At 39.9% G+C, this 23,702-nt stretch carries 24 protein-coding genes and 1 pseudogene; 22 read left to right on the plus strand and 3 right to left on the minus strand.

Annotation, left to right across the window (positions count from 1 at the left end):
* Positions 1-99 precede the first annotated feature (99 nt).
* The 4 genes and pseudogenes from AC1TO8_RS21345 to AC1TO8_RS21360 all read left to right on the plus strand — a co-directional run bounded on the left by AC1TO8_RS21345 (position 100) and on the right by AC1TO8_RS21360 (position 2,716).
* On the plus strand, positions 100-894 hold the full coding sequence (locus AC1TO8_RS21345) for an SDR family NAD(P)-dependent oxidoreductase (RefSeq protein ID WP_482057668.1): 795 nt from the start codon (positions 100-102) through the stop codon (positions 892-894).
* A 213-nt stretch (positions 895-1,107) separates the two neighbouring features.
* A pseudogene (locus tag AC1TO8_RS21350) lies at positions 1,108-1,554 on the plus strand (transposase-like zinc-binding domain-containing protein); the annotation flags it as partial.
* Positions 1,544-2,083, plus strand: coding sequence for a hypothetical protein (locus AC1TO8_RS21355; protein WP_482057621.1), 540 nt, complete (start codon positions 1,544-1,546; stop codon positions 2,081-2,083). The pseudogene AC1TO8_RS21350 and the gene AC1TO8_RS21355, both read left to right, overlap by 11 nt.
* 177 nt (positions 2,084-2,260) lie before the next feature.
* On the plus strand, positions 2,261-2,716 hold the full coding sequence (locus AC1TO8_RS21360) for an NUDIX hydrolase (RefSeq protein WP_482057622.1): 456 nt from the start codon (positions 2,261-2,263) through the stop codon (positions 2,714-2,716).
* A gap of 478 nt (positions 2,717-3,194) precedes the next feature.
* On the opposite strand, the gene AC1TO8_RS21365 is transcribed toward AC1TO8_RS21360, so the two are convergent.
* Positions 3,195-4,556, minus strand: a complete 1,362-nt coding sequence (locus AC1TO8_RS21365) for a sodium-dependent transporter (protein ID WP_482057623.1) — start codon at positions 4,554-4,556, stop codon at positions 3,195-3,197.
* Between the two features lie 267 nt (positions 4,557-4,823).
* Between AC1TO8_RS21365 and AC1TO8_RS21370 the strand changes: the two genes are divergently transcribed.
* From AC1TO8_RS21370 to AC1TO8_RS21420, 11 genes are all read left to right on the plus strand, one after another.
* Positions 4,824-6,293, plus strand: a complete 1,470-nt coding sequence (locus tag AC1TO8_RS21370; RefSeq protein WP_482057669.1) for an amidase family protein — start codon at positions 4,824-4,826, stop codon at positions 6,291-6,293.
* Between the two features lie 175 nt (positions 6,294-6,468).
* Positions 6,469-6,933, plus strand: a complete 465-nt coding sequence (locus tag AC1TO8_RS21375; protein ID WP_482057624.1) for a GNAT family N-acetyltransferase — start codon at positions 6,469-6,471, stop codon at positions 6,931-6,933.
* A 45-nt stretch (positions 6,934-6,978) separates the two neighbouring features.
* Positions 6,979-7,440 carry a hypothetical protein gene (locus tag AC1TO8_RS21380; RefSeq protein WP_482057625.1) on the plus strand — a complete coding sequence of 154 codons (462 nt, stop codon included), beginning with the start codon at positions 6,979-6,981 and terminating at the stop codon, positions 7,438-7,440.
* Positions 7,441-7,560: 120 nt separating this feature from the next.
* A complete protein-coding gene (locus AC1TO8_RS21385) occupies positions 7,561-8,259 on the plus strand; it encodes a response regulator transcription factor (RefSeq protein WP_482057626.1) in 699 nt (232 codons plus the stop codon).
* Complete coding sequence (locus AC1TO8_RS21390; RefSeq protein ID WP_482057627.1) at positions 8,256-9,251, plus strand: sensor histidine kinase; 996 nt, start codon at positions 8,256-8,258, stop codon at positions 9,249-9,251. Before AC1TO8_RS21385 ends, AC1TO8_RS21390 begins: the two co-directional genes overlap by 4 nt.
* A gap of 160 nt (positions 9,252-9,411) precedes the next feature.
* Positions 9,412-10,182 (plus strand): ABC transporter ATP-binding protein, encoded by a 771-nt coding sequence (locus AC1TO8_RS21395; RefSeq protein WP_482057628.1) that lies wholly within the window; start codon positions 9,412-9,414, stop codon positions 10,180-10,182.
* Positions 10,157-12,112, plus strand: coding sequence for an ABC transporter permease (locus tag AC1TO8_RS21400; protein ID WP_482057629.1), 1,956 nt, complete (start codon positions 10,157-10,159; stop codon positions 12,110-12,112). The genes AC1TO8_RS21395 and AC1TO8_RS21400 overlap by 26 nt, the downstream gene beginning before the upstream one ends.
* 88 nt (positions 12,113-12,200) lie before the next feature.
* A complete protein-coding gene (locus tag AC1TO8_RS21405; protein WP_482057630.1) occupies positions 12,201-13,538 on the plus strand; it encodes an ABC transporter substrate-binding protein in 1,338 nt (445 codons plus the stop codon).
* Positions 13,539-13,843: 305 nt separating this feature from the next.
* The gene (locus AC1TO8_RS21410) at positions 13,844-14,047 is read left to right on the plus strand and encodes a hypothetical protein (protein ID WP_482057631.1); all 204 of its coding nucleotides are present in this window, start codon (positions 13,844-13,846) and stop codon (positions 14,045-14,047) included.
* The gene (locus tag AC1TO8_RS21415; RefSeq protein ID WP_482057632.1) at positions 14,029-14,286 is read left to right on the plus strand and encodes a hypothetical protein; all 258 of its coding nucleotides are present in this window, start codon (positions 14,029-14,031) and stop codon (positions 14,284-14,286) included. The genes AC1TO8_RS21410 and AC1TO8_RS21415 overlap by 19 nt, the downstream gene beginning before the upstream one ends.
* Positions 14,287-14,428: 142 nt before the next feature.
* Complete coding sequence (locus AC1TO8_RS21420) at positions 14,429-14,635, plus strand: hypothetical protein (RefSeq protein WP_482057633.1); 207 nt, start codon at positions 14,429-14,431, stop codon at positions 14,633-14,635.
* 97 nt (positions 14,636-14,732) lie between these two features.
* Here the strand turns inward: AC1TO8_RS21420 and AC1TO8_RS21425 are convergent, their stop codons facing one another.
* The gene (locus AC1TO8_RS21425) at positions 14,733-14,891 is read right to left on the minus strand and encodes a hypothetical protein (RefSeq protein WP_482057634.1); all 159 of its coding nucleotides are present in this window, start codon (positions 14,889-14,891) and stop codon (positions 14,733-14,735) included.
* A gap of 191 nt (positions 14,892-15,082) precedes the next feature.
* Between AC1TO8_RS21425 and AC1TO8_RS21430 the strand changes: the two genes are divergently transcribed.
* The 5 genes from AC1TO8_RS21430 to AC1TO8_RS21450 all read left to right on the plus strand — a co-directional run bounded on the left by AC1TO8_RS21430 (position 15,083) and on the right by AC1TO8_RS21450 (position 21,064).
* Positions 15,083-15,682 carry a hypothetical protein gene (locus AC1TO8_RS21430; RefSeq protein WP_482057635.1) on the plus strand — a complete coding sequence of 200 codons (600 nt, stop codon included), beginning with the start codon at positions 15,083-15,085 and terminating at the stop codon, positions 15,680-15,682.
* 183 nt (positions 15,683-15,865) lie between these two features.
* Positions 15,866-18,616 carry a GH36-type glycosyl hydrolase domain-containing protein gene (locus AC1TO8_RS21435; RefSeq protein ID WP_482057636.1) on the plus strand — a complete coding sequence of 917 codons (2,751 nt, stop codon included), beginning with the start codon at positions 15,866-15,868 and terminating at the stop codon, positions 18,614-18,616.
* Between the two features lie 958 nt (positions 18,617-19,574).
* On the plus strand, positions 19,575-20,600 hold the full coding sequence (locus AC1TO8_RS21440; protein WP_482057670.1) for a LacI family DNA-binding transcriptional regulator: 1,026 nt from the start codon (positions 19,575-19,577) through the stop codon (positions 20,598-20,600).
* Positions 20,594-20,719: a hypothetical protein gene (locus AC1TO8_RS21445; RefSeq protein ID WP_482057637.1), complete on the plus strand. Its 126-nt coding sequence runs from the start codon at positions 20,594-20,596 to the stop codon at positions 20,717-20,719. Before AC1TO8_RS21440 ends, AC1TO8_RS21445 begins: the two co-directional genes overlap by 7 nt.
* Before the next feature lie 18 nt (positions 20,720-20,737).
* Positions 20,738-21,064 carry a DJ-1/PfpI family protein gene (locus tag AC1TO8_RS21450; protein ID WP_482057671.1) on the plus strand — a complete coding sequence of 109 codons (327 nt, stop codon included), beginning with the start codon at positions 20,738-20,740 and terminating at the stop codon, positions 21,062-21,064.
* A 298-nt stretch (positions 21,065-21,362) separates the two neighbouring features.
* Here AC1TO8_RS21450 and AC1TO8_RS21455 read toward each other — a convergent pair whose 3' ends face one another.
* The gene (locus tag AC1TO8_RS21455; RefSeq protein ID WP_482057638.1) at positions 21,363-21,665 is read right to left on the minus strand and encodes a Dabb family protein; all 303 of its coding nucleotides are present in this window, start codon (positions 21,663-21,665) and stop codon (positions 21,363-21,365) included.
* A gap of 638 nt (positions 21,666-22,303) precedes the next feature.
* Between AC1TO8_RS21455 and AC1TO8_RS21460 the strand changes: the two genes are divergently transcribed.
* Together AC1TO8_RS21460 and AC1TO8_RS21465 are read left to right on the plus strand one after the other, a co-directional pair.
* Positions 22,304-23,422, plus strand: a complete 1,119-nt coding sequence (locus AC1TO8_RS21460; protein ID WP_482057639.1) for an ATP-binding protein — start codon at positions 22,304-22,306, stop codon at positions 23,420-23,422.
* A 14-nt stretch (positions 23,423-23,436) separates the two neighbouring features.
* On the plus strand, positions 23,437-23,655 hold the full coding sequence (locus tag AC1TO8_RS21465; RefSeq protein WP_482057640.1) for a hypothetical protein: 219 nt from the start codon (positions 23,437-23,439) through the stop codon (positions 23,653-23,655).
* The last annotated feature ends 47 nt before the right edge of the window (positions 23,656-23,702 follow it).

A 23,702-nucleotide genomic window follows, 5' to 3' on the forward strand; every position in this document is an offset into this window, starting at 1 on the left:
GTAATATAATCACTAGTTCAAGCACAAGACTGTTCTTGAGATGACCAATAATCAGCTTGCGTGAAGAACAAACGAATGAAAGAGGCGATTATTAAACTTATGGATATGGGATTGAACAATAAAACAGCTTTAGTGACAGGATCAACGAAAGGTATCGGTAAAGCAATTGCCATTGAACTTGCCAAAGAAGGTGTCAATGTACTGATTAATGGACGGAATTATGAAGAGGTAGAACGAACTGTAAAACAAATGAAGTTAGATTTCCCGGCTACCTCTCCTCAGAATGCTACAGCCGATATTGTGGATATAGAGCAAAGAGAAGCTTTATTTGCTAAGTATCCCAATATTGATATTTTAGTTAACAACATGGGCATTTATGAAATTATGCAATATGAGGACGTTGACGATGAAGTATGGGAAAAATACTTCCGTACCAATGTTCTTGCTGCAAATGGATTATGTAAATTTTATTTACCTAAAATGTTGAAAAATGATTATGGTCGCATTATTTTTATTGCGAGTGAAGAAGCAATGATGCCTTCAGGACAAATGCCTCAGTATGCAATGACAAAATCAATGCTATTATCATTGTCAAAAAGCTTATCTAAGTTAACAATGGGAACAGAAGTGACAGTCAATACGATCATGCCAGGACCAACACTCTCAGAAAATGTGCATCAAATCATTGACAGTATATACCCTAATGAGGATATGACTTTCTCAGAAAAGGAGAAAACATTTATGACAACAAACCTACCTCAATCTGAAATACAGCGATTTATCAAGCCAAGCGAAATAGGTAGACTAGCTACATTTATATGTAGTCCTTATGCATCCGCATTTAAAGGTTCTCCAATCCGTATGGATGGGGGAATGGTACCAACTATTTATTAAATATCACGCCTGTCGGTTTTGAAATAGGTTTATAAACGTGGTAGACTTTTCCATAAGATCGTCTCTTTCTAATCGTTTTGTGTGGTGCATACGATTTTACAGAAAGGGCGATCTTTTATTAATTTGGCTCTGTTAAAGAATAATGTTGATATTTGATACTTTTACGAAATCTTGCTCTCTTATATAAGAACAAACATTCGGGGGGATGTAATGGTGAGCAAAGCGTTTAATAATTTATTAAAGCATATCCACAAGCTATCTCATACGGAAAAAGAACGAGTGTTTCAATGGGTTAAACGCTATGTTGAACCTACATCCTCTGTTGGCGGTCGCTCTTAATCAATGAAATGAGAGAAACTCGCTTTAAAGAAGGCGTTGCATGTCCTCATTGTACCTCCGAACAGGTTGTTGGTTTCGGGAAAAATAAAGGTCGTCAGCGTTATCGTTGAAATTGATGAAACCTATTTTCTATACTCTGAAAAAGGAAAACGTGGTGGAAAACCCAAACATAGAGGTATTAGCCACGAACAGGTATGTGTTCTTGTAGCCAGAGACCGAACAAAAGTAACGGTTTCTAAAGTTGGCTGTATGGGGCGTGTTGTAAAAACAAAAGTGGATAAGTTGATTGGCTCAAAACTAACTTCTCAAAATGTTTTTATTCGTAGATAGCCATAGTAATGAAACTATTAAACTAATTAAGGAGGGGATTATTATAAAAAAATATATTCCGATTGTGTTGCTTTGTTTCACTTTAATATTATCGGCTTGTACCCAACGTGCAGAAGACACACAAGAATATTCAGGAATTATTGTTGATGGTAAAGTTATGAGCTATGAGTACACCGTAACCAAAGAGGAAAAATCATTCTCTTGGAAGGTAGGTTACAAAGGAGATATAACCACTATCGAAGAAAGTATCGACAATAAAGATGAATTACAAAATTTTATGATGGCTGTAAGCGATAGTAAATTGATACTTTCAAAACTAATCATATCGTTATCATACTTTATAATTGTTGCAGTAATTTCGTTTTTCCTTTATAAGAAGAACAGAAAAATACTTAAAGATGGTGCAATTGTAGTTGTATTAGCAAGTATTATTGCATTATATATTGCTATTGATGCATCTTTTGATTTAAGTATTGCATTACAAGATATTAAACTTCACTATCTAAGGCTAACTAATTGAGATAATGAGGAAATCCCATAAAAATAGGGTTTCCTTTAAATTATTTGCCCTATTATCAACATTTAATTTTAACAGAGCCTTTAATTTAATAGCACCATATTTTAATATGAAGGATGATTTATTTTTTGAAGATTGGATAAAGATCGGAAAAGATAATCCATAAAGGAAGTGACCATATTGAGTTACATACAACAATTAAGAGGATTAGTAGGTACGCGTCCTATCATTATGGCAGGAGCATGCGTCATTCTTTTAGATGGTGAAGGTCGATTATTATTACAACTAAGAACGGATAATGGTTTATGGGGATTACCCGGGGGTTCAATGGAACCTGGGGAAGAAATGAAAGAAGTTGCAAGCCGAGAACTTTTTGAAGAGACAGGTTTAGAAGCTGCAAGATTAGAGTTATTTGATATATTTTCAGGACCAGACCTTTATTATCAGTATCCACATGGAGATGAAGTATATAACGTCGTTGCAGCTTATATATGTAAAGAATACAGTGGAACCATTCAAGGCGATGGAGATGAAGTACGAGATATACAGTTCTTTCATTTAAATGACATACCCAATGAAATAAGTCCACCTGACCTACCTGTAATTACAAGATATTTAAAGGGCGTAAGGTCATAAGGGGAAAGGGGAAATTACTGAATCCTCGGCTCGATAAATATGGTGTGAAGGAATGATCATTTGGATATACTAATTGATTACGCTGGTATTGTGTCAGTGGTTCTTAGTAATATAATATACCCAGCACTACTTATTCTAGGTCTTATATTATGTGTTAAGAAATCCTTTCGGAGTGGGATGGTTTTCTTTCTTTTATTACTAGTTAAATTCGGTCTTCAAATAATATTTGGCATCTTTATAAGACAAAGGATGGAAGATTTTGATCCTTCTGCGGGACTAAGTTTTGGAGATTACTTTGCAGCGTATGCACAAATTACAAATTTTGTACTTAACATTATCAATGTTACAGCGTTCCTGATATTACTTCATTATCTATATAAAAAAAGTGCTAAAAGCTAAGCAGAATTTCTGCTAACTCCCAGCACTTTTCGTTCCCTCTCAATAGTCATTCGAATGATCAGTCATTTCAGGTTTCATCCTAAAAAAGTGCAATGATTCTATCAAGTATGCCAGTAATATCAAGAAATACGATGAAAATGACTAAAGGAATAACGAACCTCATAATAAAAAACCAAATATTAAATGCAGAAGCGCCCAACCGAGAATGCTGTAATAGCTCCTCACGCAAAGTGCTTTTCTTAATTTTAAGGGGTACGAAAATAGAGATTAAAAACACGCCTAGTGGCATTAAAATATTACTAACTAAATAATCGGCTGAATCAAACAGGTTCTTCGTGAAGATTAAAATATCAGCAAAAACACTATAGGATAATGCAGAGGGAATGCCTACGACGAGAATTAGAATACCAATAATAAAGGCAACCTTTTGTCGGTTCTCCGGTTTTCCTTTCACAACAGATGCGACAATGATTTCTAACATAGAAAAAGCCGAAGTTAATGTAGCAAACAGAAATAATGCTAAAAAACCGAATAAAAAAACTTCTCCCAAAACAATTTGATCAAACACAGCAGGCAATACAACAAACAACAACCCAGGTCCTTCATCGGGTTCTAAGCCTAGTGAAAATACAGCTGGGAAGATTGCTAATCCTGCTAATAAGGCAATCAATAAATTCATTGTAACGATTGAAATAGCCGGTTGAATTAAACTTTCTTTTTTTGAAAGATATGAACTATAAGTAACCATGACGGACACCCCGACACTTAAGGAGAAAAAGGCTTGACCCATCGCGAACAGAACACTTTGAGATGTGATATTGGAGAAGTCAGGTGATAGAAAGAACTTCACTCCTTCCATAGCGTTGTCGAGTGTAAGTGAGCGAATGATGAGAACGATAAACAGTACAAATAAAGCGGGCATCAAAATTTTACTTACTTTTTCAATGCCGTTCTGAATGCCTTTTGCTACAACTAAGACGGTCATGGTCAAAAATACAAATTGAGCTCCAACAACCAAGATAGGATTTCCAATCGTCATATTAAAGACAGATCCATAATCGGCACCCGGACTAATAATTTCTCCAAACAAACCTTTAACAAAATATATAACGATCCAACCACCAATAACACTATAAAAAGACAATAGAAGAAAACAGGTAAATACCCCTAACTTTCCAATCCAATGCCACTGACTATTCGGAGCTAAACTACGATAAGCACTAATGGCTTCCTTTTGCGTGCTTCTCCCAATAATAAACTCTGCTAATAACAATGGAAAACCCATAAATAAAGAAAATAAAATAAATAGAAGAAAGAATGCCCCTCCCCCACTGATACCCGTAACGTAAGGAAGCTTCCATATGGCACCTACTCCTATTGCCGAACCTGCTGCTGATAAAATAAAACCAATCTTCGATGACCATTGCTCTTTTTCTTGCATACTAATCAACCCTATCTTCTGTATTTAAAACGAAGTGAAAGACAAAAACAGCCACGTCTCTATCTCTAACGATAGGGACGTGGCTGTTCACGCGGTACTACCCTAATTTGGAAAAAATCTTGTTTCCTACTTGTTAAATAATGATTTAATCCGATTTGTACTCTTTTCTAAGAATGTAATTAACCGAAATCTTTGTAACGAAATTATAGTATGATAGCACCATGAGGTCAAGTCTGATATTCTCCTAAAGGGGTGGCTTAAGTGGATATGAAGATCGAGGAATGGATTATAGAAGTGGATATGATAAGTATGCAAAAGGCTATGGAATCAGGCTCTATAAGCTCGGAAGATATCGTGCGAGAATATTTAGACAGAATACATAAGTATGACACAGAGATTCATTCGATATTAGAAATCAATCCGGATGCGATTCAAATTGCGAGGGAGTTAGATCAAGAACGCCAGGAAACAGGAAGTCGTGGGAAGTTACATGGTATTCCTATTATATTGAAAGACAATATCGATACAGGAGATAAGCTGCATACCAGTGCCGGTTCAGTAGCTTTAGCTGAATCATTTGCAGCGGCGGATTCATTCGTAGCGTCGAAACTTCGTTTGGCAGGTGCGGTTATATTGGGGAAAGCGAATATGTCCGAATGGTCGAATTTCATGTCCAGTACGATGCCAGCGGGGTACAGCTCACGAGGAGGACTTGTGCTCAATCCATATGGACCAGGCGAGATATTCATTAGTGGTTCGAGTTCTGGATCTGCGGCAGCAGTAGCCTCGAACTTGGCAGCGGTAGCGATTGGAACAGAAACGGCGGGATCGATTGTGGGTCCTGCATGTCAAAGTTTCCTTGTAGGTATCAAACCGACGGTGGGACTCGTTAGCCGAGCTGGCGTTATTCCTATTTCCGTGAGCCAAGACACGCCGGGGCCTATAGCTAGGACTGTTACGGATGCGGCTATTATTTTAGGTGCATTAACTGGCATGGACGACAAAGATAAGGCTACACTTTTGAGTAAGGAACGTTCCTTTAGTGATTACACGCCATTCCTAGATACTGACTTTTTACAACAAGCAAGAATCGGCATTCCGAGACATTATTATAAGCACTTAGACGAAGAAAGACTGACCATTATGGAAGCAGCGATCTCAACATTGAAAAATGCAGGCGCCACGATAGTGGATGATGTCAGTCTTCACGTAGAACACAACAATTGGAATAATGACGTTATCTGCTATGAATTTAAAAAAGGTCTCGATCAATATTTATCACAATGTGCTGATTCCGTACCGATTCATTCTTTGCAACAATTAATTGCATATAATGAGAACCATGCCGAAGTTGCTTTGAAATATGGGCAAGACACGCTGATAAGATCAGAAGCTATAACATTGACTGAACCAGAATATCGTCAGAAGAAACAAGAATATGATGCGCTAGCACTTAGTCAGGGAATAGATTATGTGTTAGAACAGCATAGTTTAGACGTATTAATGTTACCAGGAGATGTGGATGGGATGTATATAGCCGCACGATTGGGCTACCCTCTGATTACTGTTCCAGCAGGATATTCGTCAACAGGGGTCATTGATTCGGATGGTGATTCAACAAAGGGACCTTTTGGCGTTGTCTTCTCAGGCACAGCATTTAGTGAACCTACGTTAATACGAATAGCATATGGCTTCGAACAAGCGACGAATCATCGTTTTCCACCTGAACTTGTTTAGACTTGATTAAGTATAAAATGGACGAATACAACGATATTGGAGCAGGTCGCAAAGCTTAGCGAGATGGAACTTAAGGAACTACATGGCATTGGTCCCAACGCAATGAAACAGCTTCGTCTTGCGTTAGAGGATAAGGCCTAACGTTCTCTAATAAATAAACAGAAAGGAGATAATTATGGGAATCCAAATTATTAATCTTGCGGATCAGATGGAATACTATGAAACGGTATGTCAGTGGCTTTGGAAGCAATGGGCTAGTGACAAACCGATTGAATATGTGAGATACGGCGTATTACATAATTCTCAGATAGATCGTGTGCCAATGACATTTGTAGCCTTAGAAGGAGAAGAAGCTGTAGGGACAGTATCCTTTTGGATGAATGATCTATCTTGTAGACAGGATCTTTATCCTTGGTTGGCATGCTTGTATGTCGCTGAAGAGCAGAGAGGTAAGGGCATAGCGAGAGAACTGCAGAATCGTGTAATAGAAGAAGCGAAGGAATTAGGATATAACCATTTGTACTTAATTACGACGCATGACAATTACTATGAAAGATTCGGATGGAATTTCATAGAGAGAGCATCGAAGCCCAATGGCGATTTCACCAAAATATATAGTAAAGATTTAAACTTGTCGTAATGTTATTTCCCGATAGTAATACATTAAGAGGGTTGGTGTATTGAGATGAAGTCAATACCAAATAAATTTATTGCCTCTATTATCAGTGGGTTTTTATTTGTACTTGTATTTACTTATGTGGATTACACGCCTATTGAATTACAGAATTCAAATACGCATTATTACTCCTTCATTAGTTTGTTGCTTAATGGATTATTAGTTATCATTCCGTTGTTTATCGTATTGGGGATTCTAGTTAGTTCGATTATCGACAGGATCATAATAATGACAGGCTATTTTTTTAAGGGGAATCGTTATTTATCGAATGTGTTGATGTATTTATTAATGGGGTTATCCGTTGGCGTTATAATAACGATCAGTTTTACATCCATACTTAATGGGAAGTTTCTATTGCTTGCTATAGGGTCAACAGTACTTGGCTCATTGTTGTTCTACAATGCTTTAATCTTGACGGATCACTTATTATCAAAAGTATGGAAGAAACTATATGAGATAGTAGAACAATGATGACTCCAATAACACATAACAATACACTCCTGGGTAACTAATTCGGTTACTGGATTTCAGTGAACGTTTTACGGTTTTTCCTGATTGTGTTACTGTATAACTGACAAAAGGAGTGATCGTATGGAAACCATCTTTATCATTGAGGATGATGCTAAGCTTGCAGGTCTACTGAGTGCTTACCTCTCCAAATATGAATATCATACAGTTATCGTTGATGACTTCAACAACGTGCTGGAGGCCTTTAAGGAAAGTGCTGCCGACCTCGTGTTGCTGGATATCAATCTTCCTAAATATGACGGCTTTTACTGGTGCCGTCAGATTCGCCAATCTTCGCTTTGTCCGATTCTGTTCATCTCCGCCAGAGATAGCGGGATGGATCAGGTGATGGCGCTGGAGAACGGGGGGGATGATTATATTACGAAACCTTTTCACTATGAGGTCGTATTGGCCAAAATTCGCAGCCATTTGCGAAGGGCATATGGTTCATACGCACAAATCCAGGAGGAGCGTACACTGCATTCGGGTGCTCTAACCCTATTTCCTGAACGTTATATAATCCAATATGCCGGAGAATCAATGGAGCTGACACAGAAGGAGGCCATCCTGATGGAAGCGCTACTGCTAAAGGAGGGGCGTGTTGTCACCCGGGAGAAACTGCTAGATCTCATGTGGGAAGACCAGCATTTCATTGATGATAATACACTGAACGTCTATATTACGCGTGTCCGCAAAAAGCTCAAGGATCTTGGCGTAGGAGATGTTGTAGAAACGGTAAGGGGTGCTGGCTATCGTCTGAGTGTCTCTAGTGAAGCGCCATGAGATTGTTCTGGAAGGACCAACTTCCGCTGCTGCTCTTCTATACGCTTCAAATGATCCTTGTTCCTATTCTATATTGGATCTCAGGTGAGAATAGACCCCCCACGATCATGTGGTATGGTGTACTTCTGAGTGGCGTTATTCTTCTTTTATACCTCGGTTATCGTTATGTTCAACATCGTAAATTATATACGCTATTAAGTTTTCCTCGCAACATATCTGTGGATCATTTGACACCTCTAGGGGATGTTACACTTCCCGAAGCGGTTAATGAATTACTCCAGAATATTGATCGGCAGTATCAGGAGAAGCTGAATGTGCATGTTCGGCAAATGGACCAGCATATGGTGTTCATCAACCGCTGGGTACATCAAATGAAGACGCCGATCTCCGTCTTACAGCTCACACTGCAAGATCTGGAAGATGAAACCGCCAGCAGTGTTCAGGAAGAGCTGGACAAGCTGCGCAAAGGACTGGAAATGGTTATCTATACATCCCGTCTGGACCGATTCGAGGATGACTTCCATGTAGAATCATTATTCCTCCGCAAGACAGTCAGCGAAGCGGTATCCGAGAACCGCAGATTATTTATCCGCCGAGGCGTATCCGTGAATATTCAGGTTGATGCCGGATTACGTGTCTACAGCGATGCCAAATGGCTGATGTTCATGTTGACGCAAATCTTAACTAATGCTGTAAACTACACGGATGGCTCCGGCAAAGCGGTGACGATCTCTGCACAACGCCTCGGTGACGATACTATTCTGGAGATTTCAGATCAGGGTATCGGCATCTCTCCCGAAGACCTTAAGCGAGTCTTCAACCCCTATTTCACCGGCGAACGTGGACGGCAATATCATGAGTCCACCGGAATGGGACTTTATCTGGTTAAAGAAATTTGCACCAGACTAGGATATGCCGTCGAGTTAGAATCTCAGCATGAAGCAGGAACTACGGTTCGGATTATTGTTAACGGCAATGCCCATAGGCAGTAAACCGAACATAACCTTAAGTGATTTGTAAGATAACCTTAAGGTAAATACATAGCAGTGAAATGCCTTATCCTATACATTAGAAACAGGACAAAGACATCTTGAAATTAAAGAGATGACTCATGGGTGACTCATGTTTTCCTTAGGAAAGGAATGTATTTCAATGAACGTATTAGAAGTCAAAGCACTGAATAAAGTATATCCGGGTAAAGTGCATACCCAAGCCCTTACTGATATTCATCTCAGCGTCGAAAGTGGTGAATTTGTCGGCATTATGGGACCGTCGGGCAGCGGTAAAACAACGCTACTCAACATGGTATCAACTATCGACCACCCCTCTTCTGGAGAGGTGAATATCAATGGTAGTAATCCTTATAAGATGAATAAGAAAGAACTCGCTCATTTCCGCCGCAGACAACTCGGATTCGTCTTTCAGGATTTTAATCTGCTGGAGACATTAACCGTAGCTGAGAATATTGTGCTCCCACTCACCCTAGACAACCGTAAGTTGAGCGAGATGGAATCCCTGCTACAGATGGTTGCTGGACAACTTAACATTACGGATATCCTGAAGAAACGAACCTATGAAATATCCGGTGGACAACGGCAGCGGACCGCTATTGCGCGGGCGATCATTACTTCACCTGCGATGATTCTAGCTGATGAGCCGACCGGTTCCTTGGACTCTAATTCCTCACGGATCGTCATGGAATCGTTGGAGAACATCAACCGCACGCAAGGCACCACACTCATGCTCGTTACCCATGATCCACAGGCAGCGAGTTACTGCAACCGGATCATCTTCATCAAGGACGGCAAGTTGGCCGCCGAAATTCACCGTGGCGATAACCGCCAGGCCTTTTTCCAGAAGATTATCGACACACTTTCGTTTTGGGGAGGGAATAGTCATGAGCTTTCCTCAATTCGCGTTTAATAATGTACGGCGTAACGCCCGGGCTTATATTGCTTATTTTCTGAGCAGCGCTTTTATGGTCATGGTCTTTTTCGCTTATTCCGTATTCATTTATCATCCCGAGATTGCAAATAATGATATGGGACCCATGGCGGCCTTGAGTATGCAAGTCGCAGCCTACATTGTGTATGTGTTCGCCTTCTTCTTCGTGCTGTATTCCATCGGATCGTTCTTGAAATCACGAAATCAGGAGTTTGGGATTCTATCCATTCTGGGTGCTCGACCGAACCAGATTAACAAGCTCATTTTCTTTGAAAATATGCTAATCGGCATGGCGGCCATCCTAACAGGAATCGCAGGTGGCATGCTTCTCTCCAAATTGTTCCTGCTCTTCAGCACCAAGACGATCGGAATTGAGGATCTGCCCTTCTACTGGCCAACCAAAGCGATGCTGGTCACTTCCCTTTCATTCGTCTCCTTGTTTCTGGTCATCTCCATCTTTACTTTGTTGTTTATCCGCAAGAACAAAGTGCTGGATCTGCTGCAAGGAAACATAAAACCGAAAAAACAGCCGAAGGCATCCATCTTTCTTTCACTGCTTGGTGGAGTATTACTGGCTATCGGATTTTATGCTCTGCGGATGGAATTAAGCCCCGTTACTATTGTTCTGGCAGCCGTTACGGGAATTGCCGGAACCTATTTTTTCTACTCACAACTGTCCGTTTTATTCATACGTCTGCTTCAGCGAAGCCGGAGATCCACATGGCGCGGGACACGGCTGCTCTGGATATCGGAAATGAGCTACAAACTGCGGGACAACTCGCGGATGTTATTCCTGATTACCGTAGTGACTGCTTTGGCCAGTATGGGGGCAGCTGTTGTGTTGTCCATTAACCAGGCCGGAAAAGAACTGTACACCGGGGAACCCTTTTCCATCACACAATCGTATTTCCGGACCACATCGACCGAACCTGACCGAAGAAAAATTCACCAAGAACTAAGAGCAGCAGGTGTAGAGTATACGGAGACGAGAATCGATAGGTTATCTTCCTCAGTCCTTAATGAGGAAGGCAGCAAGAACATCCTGCTTCTGATCGGAATTTCTCAGTATAATGAACTTGCGTCTTTAATCGACCTTCCGGCCTTAACAAAACTCGGTTCAAATGAATCGGTTCTCTTGGCTTCACCAGAAGTTGAAAAGGATGATTATATTGTTAACCGTATGGTTACTTTGGTTGAACAGCCCGCCGTATCTCTTTATGTCAAGGAGAGTGTAACAACAGAATCTATTGAGTTCATAAGTTCAATAATTCCTGTGCTGATTGTGCCAGAAAAGTGGATGGAGACGGTAAGAGTAGCCCAATCAGCTGAAGCGGGGAAGGAAATCAGACCTTATATCGATTATTACTATAAGGTTCCTGCATGGGATATAGGTTCACTGCCTACCCTAAGCAGTCAGGAAAATATCGTAGGCACCAGGCTGAGCAAATGGAATGTCAATATGGAGGGGAAAAGTGAAGAAGTGTTCCATCTAACTTCACGCGCCGCTAGTTATTGGCTTCTCAAACAAAGTACAGCCATGCTAAGCTTCGTTAGTATTTTTATCGCTTTGATTTTTTCGGTTGCATCGGCTAGTTTTTTGTACTTCAAGCTGCATAGTGAGTTGGCTGCGGACATTCGTATGTACCGTGCATTATCCAAGATAGGGCTAAGCACACGTGAAATGTCAGCATCAGCGACCAAACAAATTGCCATACTCTTCTATATTCCAATTGTTGTAGCCGCCGTTCAGAGTCTAGTTGTCATCACCCCTATCCTCTCGGAGATGGGAATCATGAATGTGCTCCAACCGGTACTGATCACATTTGCTGCGTATCTAATTCTGCAAAGCGTCTTTTTCATCATTGTGAAATCACGATATATACGCAGTCTTAAGAAAATGATGGTTTGAATAACACTTACCGTAACTTTTCCTTCTATTTAAACGACTAGATCATGTTTGGGGAAATTAAACAAAAGAATGAGTGGAGGTTTTAATTTTGAAGAGTAATTTATTAAAGAAGGGATTAATCGTTAGTTTGAGTTTTATACTATTGGTTATTTCAGCAGGTTTTAGCCTAGACAAAAAAGTTTCCGCAAATCCAGATAACCAGGTAGATACGAAACGAACTTTAAAGGTGATGTATCAAAATAAACATTATTTTGATGAGGATTTGTTCAAACAGAAATTTCCCAATACAGAAATCAAGGAAGTTATATGGGATGGGAAATCAGATTTAAACGATTTTATTGCCAAGCAGTCACCTGACGTTATCATGTTGAACACCCTTGAATATAAGCAGTTGTCCAAGGAGAATCAGTTAACAGAATTGGGGCAATTAATTAAGCGTGACAATTATGATACTGCATCAATATACCCTGGATTGTTGGATGCAATGAAAGTGGATGGAAAGCTTAACGGATTAAGTCCAATCTTCGAAACACAATCGATTTTCTACAATGTCGACTTGTTTAAAAAACATAATGTTCCATTGCCGCAAGACGGAATGACTTGGGAAGAAATATTGAAATTAGCTGCCAAGTTTCCAACCAAAGGAAGTAAGGACACTCGTATTTGGGGACTTCAATATCATCTTGATAAATACTCCTATTTAATAAATGATATAGCAGATTCTCAGGGATTAACTCGATATAATCCCAATACACTAAAGGTAACTATTAATACAGCTGATTGGAAAAAGGTGTATAGTATGGCTACCGCCGCAATAAAATCGAATACCATAGAAGGATCGAATGTAGGTGGCTTAGGCTTTAGCGAGGATCCTTTCATTATGGGACGAACGGCTATGAAGGTAACTACCTCTAGTATTGATTATTTAAGGACTGTAACTGCAGATAAAGCGCATGTAGCGAATTATAAACCTTTTACCGTTAAGATTGCAGCGGGTCCTGCAGATCCTAAGGATCGAAAAATGACACGAAGTATCATTCTTTTTTCAATCATGGCGATTCCAGCTAGTTCAGCTAATAAAGATCTTGCTTGGGATTTCCTCAAATTTTATAACGGAGTGGATTACGCTAAATCCAGATCTGAACTACCTTTAAATTATTCCCTAACTCGTATGGATTATAGTAAAGAGTACAAAGGTCTTAGTTTGGAGGCTTTCTATAAATTAAAACCAAACTTGGAATCATCGCGATATCTCACTCCCAAAGGGATTCCATTTGATCATTCGCAGTATCAAAAAGTTGTACAGAGTGAAGTTAAACAAGTAATAAGCAACAAAAAGACATTAGACAAAGCGCTAGTTTCCATTCAAACACAAGTTCAAAAGAGCCTTGATGATGCTGTGAAAAAGCAAAAAGAAAAGAAATAACTCAGGAGCCTTAGCTTGCTGATAACGCACTTATACGCATATAAGGACCCATCCTAGATAGCTTCTATCTGAGAATGGGTCCTTTGTTGTCGACGATTCTCCCGTTTACTACAGACATATCCGCTGAGAAAGCTAATAATGAAATCATTCGTTTGTCGATATGGCCGCCTCGATAATCTCTTTCGCCTTCGCGTCCGACTTCATCTGCTACTATTTTATAATAGTAACTAAATGGATCTGTATTCGTTATATGTTATAAGTGGTGAAAAGAAAAAGATATCAAATCATTTGATGGGAGGGTAACGATGATAATCATGATTAATGGGGCATTTGGTGCAGGGAAAACTACCACTGCTCAGCTACTTCAAACACATATTCCAAATAGTATGATCTTTGATCCTGAAGAGATTGGCTATATGCTAAGGAAGCTTATCCCTGAAGAGGTTAGATTACACGATGAAAGAACAGATGATTTTCAGGATATAGAATTATGGAGAACTCTATATTAAAGGGATTCCGCAAAATGGATAAGGAGATTTATCACTTCTGTCTAGTGGCTTCAGAAGAAACGATCTACCAAAGATTAGCTTCTCGAGGGGATGAAGAAGGGGGATGGACCTACCAACAAACAAAAAAATGTATAACTACTCTAACAAGTGAAATGTATAAAGAACATATTATTACAGATCGACTAAGTACAGAAGAAATAATAAATAAAATATTGTTAAGGATTGGACTGATGAAGTGAAGAGAACAACGTTAGTCTGGCAAAAAATTTACTTGCAGCAGATTATGATGTCGTCATAGACTATGTTACTTTTCCCAAGGAAGTAGAATGGTTCTCGAATGAAATGATAGACTGTGATATTAACATTGTTTATGTTGTATTGATGGTCGATGTTGAAACGCTTATACATAGAGATCAATTAAGACCTATTGAAAATCAGATGGGAGAAAGAAGCATTATTTTATTGCAAGAATTTAAAGAAGCTTTAATTAATCCACAACATGTATTAGAAACAAACCGATATGCTACAGAGCAACTTGAAGAGATCATACAGGAAATTAAGAATAATCATAAGTATTTGGTGAGTTAACAGGATGGGCTAAAGAAGTTAAAGTGATCTAACTTCCATATCATTGAAATCAATTATTAATCTTTTTAAGGACAAGAAGTCAGTGCCTATGATCCCATCAAAGCCATAGGGATGCTTTGTCATTCCAAGTTAGTTTTGGATCGGAAATAACCGACATTTCTTCGATATTTCTTTTATTGTTTCGTGAGGTGGCTACAATTGCTTCAATAACTACCCAACGTGCAGGGTATTGTTCACGAACTTCAGACCATTTCATAATTCATTCCTCCTTGGTAAGGATTATAATTTAATTGTACATGTAAGTAAAAATACAAGCAATTTGAAAACATCTCACATAAATCTGACTTACTGTATAACACCGATTTGCTCTATAGATGTATGGAAATAGTAGATGAAGAAGAAACAGATATATCAGAAATATTGTATTAATAAAGAGGAGAGATAACTTTGAAAAGGCTTACTGCATTATTCCTTTTTGCTATTCTGTTAGTCGGATGTTCACCTAGTGACAACATGAATACGAATGAGCTCGATAAAGAAAGTGAAATAAAGATAAGCTTTTTAAATTTTGACAATGAAGAATACTCAATTATGAAAGCAACGGGTGCAAAGAATAACATGATTTTTCAGATTGATCTTGGTGATAGAGCAGTTAAAAGTATTCATTACTGGGTAGATCATTATGTGGATGGGATTCTTAAAGATCCAGTATTAAATGTAGAATCATCAGTACGAGCAGATGAGAAGGATTATAAGATTTATTTGTCTACTTTAGATATAGATACAAAGAATGCAGAAGTATGGACAATGGCATTAAGGCATAATAGGAATATCACTAGTGGGCAAACTGTTCTGGATAAAATTGATTATGACAACACACTGACTCATCCGTTAGATCCCATATCAGCGCAAATAAATCAAGTAGTCGAATTGGGTATGATAATTAGGAATAATGGAAATGGTATGGTCTCAAGTGATGACGTAGAACAAACAATTAAAGAAAATAAAGAAGTGTATGTATTAAACTGTCGGATTGACTTAGAATAATTATCCAAAGTATTTGTCCATGGGGAATCAGCGTAAAACGGAATATTTACAAATCAGACAGGATGAGCAATAATAAGACCAACGAAATGTTTCATTAATAATCATCTGGAATCTCCTTAATCATACGAAATGTTTCGTTAAAAGCATTTAAGGAATGTTGTTTGACTTAAGGAGGACGAAACTATGGTGAAACAGAAGACGAACGGCTGGACGTATGTAGGGGATAAGGGGTCTTTTATACTGGAAAACCCGGATCGAAATAGCTATTTATATTTTCCCCTTGTTAATGAAGCGGGTATGATGTCGACGATTACGCCTTCTCTGCACGGACAGGTAACGAGTGGGCAGAACACGTTCTTAATGGCTCCATTATCGGTAGAAGATTTACATAATTCCAAAGCTTCTCGAAACTTCTGGGTGCATATCAAGGGTAAAGGGGTCTGGTCAGCTGCGGGTAATTCTCCCCAACAGAACGCGGAGCGCTTCTCAGAAGGTGAGGAACGAACGACACTTGAAGCTGGTTTTCTATGGCAAAAGGTTACCCGGGAGAATACTGCTGTGGGCATCAAAGCAGAAGTAACAAACTTCGTACCTGTTACGGAGGACAAAGTCGAGTTGATGCGGGTCACATTAACCAATATTAGTGAAGAGCCGCTATATCTTACACCTACAGCTGTTATACCGTTATATGCGCGCTCTGCTGATGATCTTCGCGATCACCGTCATGTGACATCGTTGCTACATCGTATTTATACAACCGATCACGGCATTGAAGTGCAACCGGCACTCTCTTTTGATGAGAGAGGCCATCGGATTAATACAACAACGTACGGTGTATTAGGTGCTGATGACAGGGGTAATATGCCTGCAGGATATTTTCCTATAACAGAAACATTTATCGGTGAAGGTGGTAGCTTGGAGTGGCCTGAAGCGGTCGTTCTGAATACCCCGGCAGAAGCGGTTGCAGGAGAGTCGTTCGAAGGATATGAATCCGTTGGCGCACTAAGGTTTGTAGATGAAATTCTCCAACCAGGAGAATCCAAGAGCTATGTAATCGCCTTGGTCATTGAAGAAGGGCGGATCGATACGGATTGCTATGCATCGGTATACCTGGCGGAGGACCATTTTGATTATCTACTAGATCATAATGAAGCGTACTGGCGGAGTAAGTTGGATATATTGGCTTTTGGTTCAGCTGATCCGGAATTTGACCAGTGGATGTCTTGGGTTACGATACAACCGATATTAAGACGTATGTACGGAAACTCCTTCCTCCCTTATCATGACTACGGCCGGGGAGGTCGTGGCTGGCGTGATCTATGGCAAGATTGCTTGGCGTTAATGGTGATGGAGCCTCAAGATGTTCGGGAGTTGTTGTTCAATAACTATGCCGGCGTGCGGATCGACGGGAGCAATGCGACGATTATTGGTTCGAAGCAAGGCGAATTCATCGCTGATCGCAATAATATTCCGCGATTGTGGATGGATCATGGCGCCTGGCCATTTCTAACTACAATCTTGTATATCCATCAAAGCGGAGACTTGGAGTTTCTGCTTCAGGAGCAAGTGTACTTTAAAGATAGTTTCGTAAGACGTTGTAAGGAAAGAGACAGTTCCTGGGATCCGATAACGGGAAGCCTTCTCCGAACGGAAGGAGGAGCAACGTATAAAGGGAGTATTTTAGAGCATATTATTTTGCAAAATATCGTACCGTTCTTCAACGTCGGTGCACACAATAACTGCCGACTGGAAGGCGCAGATTGGAACGATGGGCTGGACATGGGAGCAAGTAAAGGCGAAAGCGTAGCATTCACAGCCTTTTATGCAAGCAATTTGATGGAAATTGCTCAGCTACTCCTAACGCTTAAAGAACGGAATATTGTGTCGACTCTCGAGGTAGCTGAGGAAATGCTCATACTATTCGACACCTTGAAGAACCCACTAAACTATGAAGTTCCATTGGAAAAGCTGGCACTTCTCGATGATTACGACAAGCGCATAAGCACAACGGTTAGTGGCAGGAAATTCGCCATAGATATTGAGCTCATTGCACGCGATTTGACGCGAAAGGCACGGTGGATGATCGGTCATTTGCACAAGAATGAATGGATTAGCAGTACAGAGGGCTACGAATGGTTTAACGGTTATTATAATAATGATGGCGAGCAGGTCGAAGGCGATCACCCGAATGGCGTACGAATGACTCTGACCGGACAGGTATTCGCCATTATGGGCGGCATCGCAACAGATGAACAGATCACCAAGATCACTGCCGCAGTAGATCATTATCTAAAGGACGCCAACATCGGGTACAGACTAAACTCTAATTTTGGTGGAATTCAGCAGAATCTAGGTCGTGCTTTTGGATTTGCGTTTGGGCACAAAGAGAATGGTGCCATGTTTAGCCATATGACGGTGATGTATGCGAACGCTCTCTACAAACGCGGGTTTGTCGATGCGGGCCGCACCGTGCTGGATTCGATCTACAGTCTAAGCAGTGATTTCGATGCTAGTCGGATGTATCCGGGCATACCAGAATATATCAATGAGAAGGGCAGAGGAATGTATCCTTATTTAACAGGCTCTGCTAGCTGGTTGCTCTTGACCTTACTAAGCGAAGTATATGGCGTGAGAGGCGAGTTCGGAGATCTCCGACTTGAGCCAAAGCTTATGAAGGATCAGTTTAGTTCAGTGGATGAGGCATCGGTTAAGACGTCTTTTGCGGATAAAATGCTGAATGTTGTTTATATGAATCCTGATCTTTTGGACTATGGGGATTATGTAATTGGAACGTTAGCTATCGATGGAGAATCTATTCCGATTCGCCCTATTGATGGCGGATGCTTGATTCCAAGAGATAGAATTGTGGCGTTGTCTGATCAGGGTATTCATACGGTTGAGGTAGTATTGTCCTCGAAGTCCAAGCTTTCTTGAGTAGGCCATCATCTGCACTAGTGAAAGGGTGAGTCCCATCGGATACATCATTGAGAATGATGGCAATCATACGTTTTGTACAGTAGAAAGACTACAACATCGGCAGGGTAGCGGCGGTGTGGGGGACGGCTCATGTTGTATCGCCCGAAGTATTCGCTACCATCGACTTGGAGCCTGGAGAATCTCAAACTTGGCAGCGAACATTTGATTTTTTCATACGCTAAGCTGGAAAATAATGATTGCCAAAAGAGGAGATATTCGATATCTCCTTTTTTTCAACATAATAGAAGTATAAGTTTTTGTTTTTGGGAGACCTATAGATCTATTCCACCTTTTCGTTAATCAACAGATGTACAACGTACATCTAAATCCGACCAATTTCCTCTAACACTAATTTTAGCTGCATAGAGTACATCTAGATTACTCAAATTCCCACTTTACATCGTTATCGCCACTTTTAACTGTAGATTTGCATCTATTTTCCGCTTCCATACTTTTCGCGCTATTTTAAGTGCAGTTTTTGCAGCTATTCCGCTGGGTGGAGGTAGCGCACAGCAGAATAGCCTATGTAGATAGATCCACGGGAATGGAATAAGAGCCTAAACGACACTTAAATTAGTAGACTAGGCTGGCTAGCGAAAAATTAGATACCTTTTTAACAACTAAAGTGGGGAAAAGAGCAATAGTGGCGGATTTAGAGGACAAATTTGCAACTAACTGTATGCCCCTCGCTAGCACAATGGAAATATACGATAAAGAGAAACTCCATAACCAAGGTCGCCGTCGGCGTCTTTCTTGCGAAACTTTCGTAAATGTGAAGGGTTACGATAACATTAACTTGGCTCATGAATCAGGTATGATATTAAGCTTCCAATTAAATTATGGTATAATATTGTCGTTATAAACATGGACTGCCTCCTATGAGGACAACAAAATATGAGGGGGTTAGCACATGAAAATCACTATAAAGACAATCGCCGAAAAAGCAGGAGTATCTATTTCTACTGTTTCGAAAATTTTAAATAATTACGAAGATGTCAGTGAACAGACGAAAGAGCGCGTCATGAAAATCATACATGAAACAGGTTATATAATGAAGCAATCGACAAATACACTCTCGCCTTCGTCTAGTAGAACGAATTTGATTGGTGTGTTGCTTGCAGGCAAGCTGAATGTCGAATTGAATGATCACTTTTTCATCGATATTATCAACTCATTTAAGAAAATAATGGGATTTCTTGGTTATGACTTACTTCTCTTTTCTAATGAAGAATTCCATAATACAGGCAAGGATTACCTAGAGCGCTGTAGATATTATCAAGTCGAAGGTTGTTTAATTATCTCTGGAGATGATCTTGAACCAAGTATTTCAGAACTTGATCGGAGCGATATTCCCTGCATAGGTGTTGATATTAAATTATCCGGGCAATTGTCCGGTTATATCATGTCGGATAACAGTAAGATTTCACAAAAAGTTGTTGAGCATTTCTACCTACAAGGTTATAGAGAAATTGCATATATTGGTGGAGGTAAGGGTGGATACGTTTCCCAGATTCGTAAAGAGTCGTTCGTGAATGCTCTTTCCAACTATGGATTAGCAAAGGTCGATGATTGGATCGTGAACAGCGCAGACTTTTTTGAAAATAGTGGCTACAAAGCCATGAAGAAGATAATTCATTCTGGTCAGATGCCTAGAGCCGTGTTTGCTGCTTCAGATCAATTGGCTTTCGGTGCGATTAAGGTACTTAAGGAAAACAATTATCGGGTGCCCGAAGATGTTGCTGTAATCGGTTGTGATGACATCGAGGCCTGTAAATACATGGATCCTCCGCTTACGACAACCAAGCAGGATAAAGAAAAGATCGGCCGACTTGCGGCAATGATGCTTTACGATCTGATCCATAACCAATTGTCGTCGTCTTCTGTTCTAGTGGATCCTGAACTTGTCGTGAGGCAAAGCTGTGGAGGGATAAGCAAATGGTAGAAGCACCAGTTATAAGCGAATCGGGTTTGTTGTATACTCCTAATCTAACAGTTCATGAAGCTATGGAGCTCGATGATATCGAAGGCCTGATTATTCCAGGAGGACCGATTCGCAACTAACAGAATGAATTAACGGAACTGATTATGAAACTTGATCAAGAAAAGAAGATGTTAGCTGCAATTTGTAACGGGCCACAATATCTGGGCAGATCCGGTGTTTTACATACAAGAAAATTCACCACTTCTTGCTCAAACGAAAGAATTGATAAATTAGGTGTAGAAGATCCATTCCCACGCGAGAATTATATGAATAAGCGGGTTGTTAGGGATGATCATGTAATTACAGCTAAAGGACGAGCGTTTGTTGATTTTTCTTTTGAAATATTCGATTATCTAGATCTTTATCAAGGCGAATTTCAAGAGAGAGAGCAACTGTATAAAGATATAATGGACAAACGAACTTGATCCTGTAGTGAGATGTTCGTTTTGGTGTGGTGGCGGGGTACATAGATAAAATTCAATATAAATGCGATGAGTCCCAATATTGCGACAAGGACAAATGCTGCTGGCCATTCAAAGTACTGTCCCACCAAATTTTCGAGGGGAACGCCCAACACATTTGAGATCGCAAAACCACAGTCATAACGATCGGTGCCCCGATGGCATAAGCGATGGCGAAACCTGAAACGAGGCTACCGGCTAAGGCTAGTTGGAAATGTTAAAGCGCGTTCTTTCGTTGGATGCATGATGTTTCTCCTAGTCATTATGTGTAGCTAATAAGGTCTATTTCTTGGAAATCACTCACTTCTTTGAGCCAACGTGTAGCAACATAGTTCTGATGCACAGGGTGATCGTTGTAAGTATCATAAGCTTCCTGATTTTCAAAAGTCATAGAGAATGCGTAGTCATATTCATTCTTAGAACTAACTTGACGGAACACTTCGAATTGCTGTACACCAGGAATTGCGGATAGTTCTTGCGTACTTAATGTAAGAAAATCTTCCGCAGCAGGTGTATCTTTCCCTCCGTGTAAACTAAAAGTAACCATATGCTTAATACGACTCATTTTATCATTCTCCTTTTTCTTTGATATATATCATTATAGCGTACTTTTGTTGAAAAAATGAAGTAGTGGGAAAAGCTCCGAAGATACAAATGTGATATGACATAGTTAAAATAGGAGGAAATTGAATATGAGAGGAGAATATAATAACTGCAATCCGATATTGTCTATCAAGAAAGTTGTGATTATATTTGTCTATTAATCTTATCAAGTATTTCTGTGTTCCTTTAATCTCATTGTTTATTATTGTGTCCTCTGTATTGCTCGACAAGCCAAAGAATATAACCTTCATGGTTATCGCGGCTATGATGTTAATCCTTAGTTTAACTTTGGACCATAAGTATCCTAGGCTTAAACTCATCCAGTTTATCTTCTTAGGAGCATTCCACTATTTCAGTCAATTAAATTGGTGCCTATCATTGTATTACATTACGATTATCAACTTAGTTGGACATAAGATACGAATTCGGGATACAGCCCCAATTGGACTATTATTGATCATTCAATACTCTATCATACGCCTCACCTATGTCCCCATTTCGCTCTACAATGTGATAGTTTTTGGTTTTGACGCCGTCTCTTCCATAGTTATAATTCTCTTATTCCATATCACCTTACGTATTGAATCTGAGAGGAAGGAATTGTCTAAAAGACATGAGTATCTCACCAACTATGACCCTTTAACGGGTTTTTATAATTATTTTGGATACATCACAAAGGTTCAGCATACCATCGATTCGAACAGAGAGTTCCTCTTTGTGTTATTTGATATTAACAATTTTAAGTCTCTGAAAGCCGAGGGAAGTTCTACTGCGAATGATATCTTAGTCAGCTTCTCACTTTCCCTGAAGGAACATTTCCCGAATCATTTGGCAGCATGTCGATATGCGGGAGATCGGTTTTCACTCTTACTGCCATTCATAGAGGAAATTGACGAACTGCAAATATTCGAGAAATTAGGCCCTCAGGTAACGTTCAGTATTACTCATTCTTCTAAGGAAAGAAACACCATCGAGGAATTGATCCAAGTAGGTGAGGAGCGTATCTTTCAAATGAGAAGAGATTATTGGGTTAAACGGCAGGAAGAACAATTGCGTTCAGACAAAATGAAGATTGTCGGAGAATTAGCAGCAGGTATGGCGCATGAAATACGTAATCCATTAACAGCAATTAAAGGATTTATCCAATTATCAAGAACAACGGGATATAATATTCAGCCTTGGTACGAAGTTATTATGGGGGAAATCACAAGGGTTAGTGAACTAACTGCAGAATTCCTGCAATTCTCGAAACCGCATGCGAGTAATATGAGGATTGAAATGATGGTCAATTGTATGGAAAGAGTGTATTCATTGTGTGAATCCGAGGCCGCTTCGTGTGGGCACATCATTGAAATGGACGCAATGGATCAGAGTATTATGGTGTTGATGGATCGCGATAAGATCATACAGGTATTAATCAATCTGATCCGTAATGCCTTTCAGGCCATGGAAGGAGCTGGCCATGTACACTTTATACTTAGCAAAGAAAGAGAAATGAGTATAATCCAGATTCGTGATAACGGAATTGGAATTCCAGCAAGTGAACTTCACAAGATATTTGATGCCTTTTATACAACGAAAGAAGAAGGAACTGGTCTCGGACTCTCGCTATGTCAGAAGATCATCGAAGATCACAATGGGCAGATTACAGTAGAAAGTGAAGTTGGCTCTGGTACGACGTTTACGATTAAATTGCCAATATCTGATGGTCATGAATAGAGCATACGGAAAATATGACATGGGGATCATTGCGGGGACCTAGTGAGATTCCTATTGAAAGGAATGCTACTCCAATAGAATCCGATCCTGAGGACAGGCCTGGTCAGGCTAGTAACATCAATGAGTCTATACCGAAGTCTACCTCTATGAATTGGATGGGAATTGTAATCATGGTAGGATTAGCTGGTGGTGTCCTGCTCGTGCTATGGCGTCTGCGAAGCGTGCGGAAGTAAAGATGCTTAAATGTAATTGACGTCCAGAAGTTAAACGATTAGAATGC

The sequence above is a fragment of the Paenibacillus sp. Y859 genome (assembly GCF_056786405.1).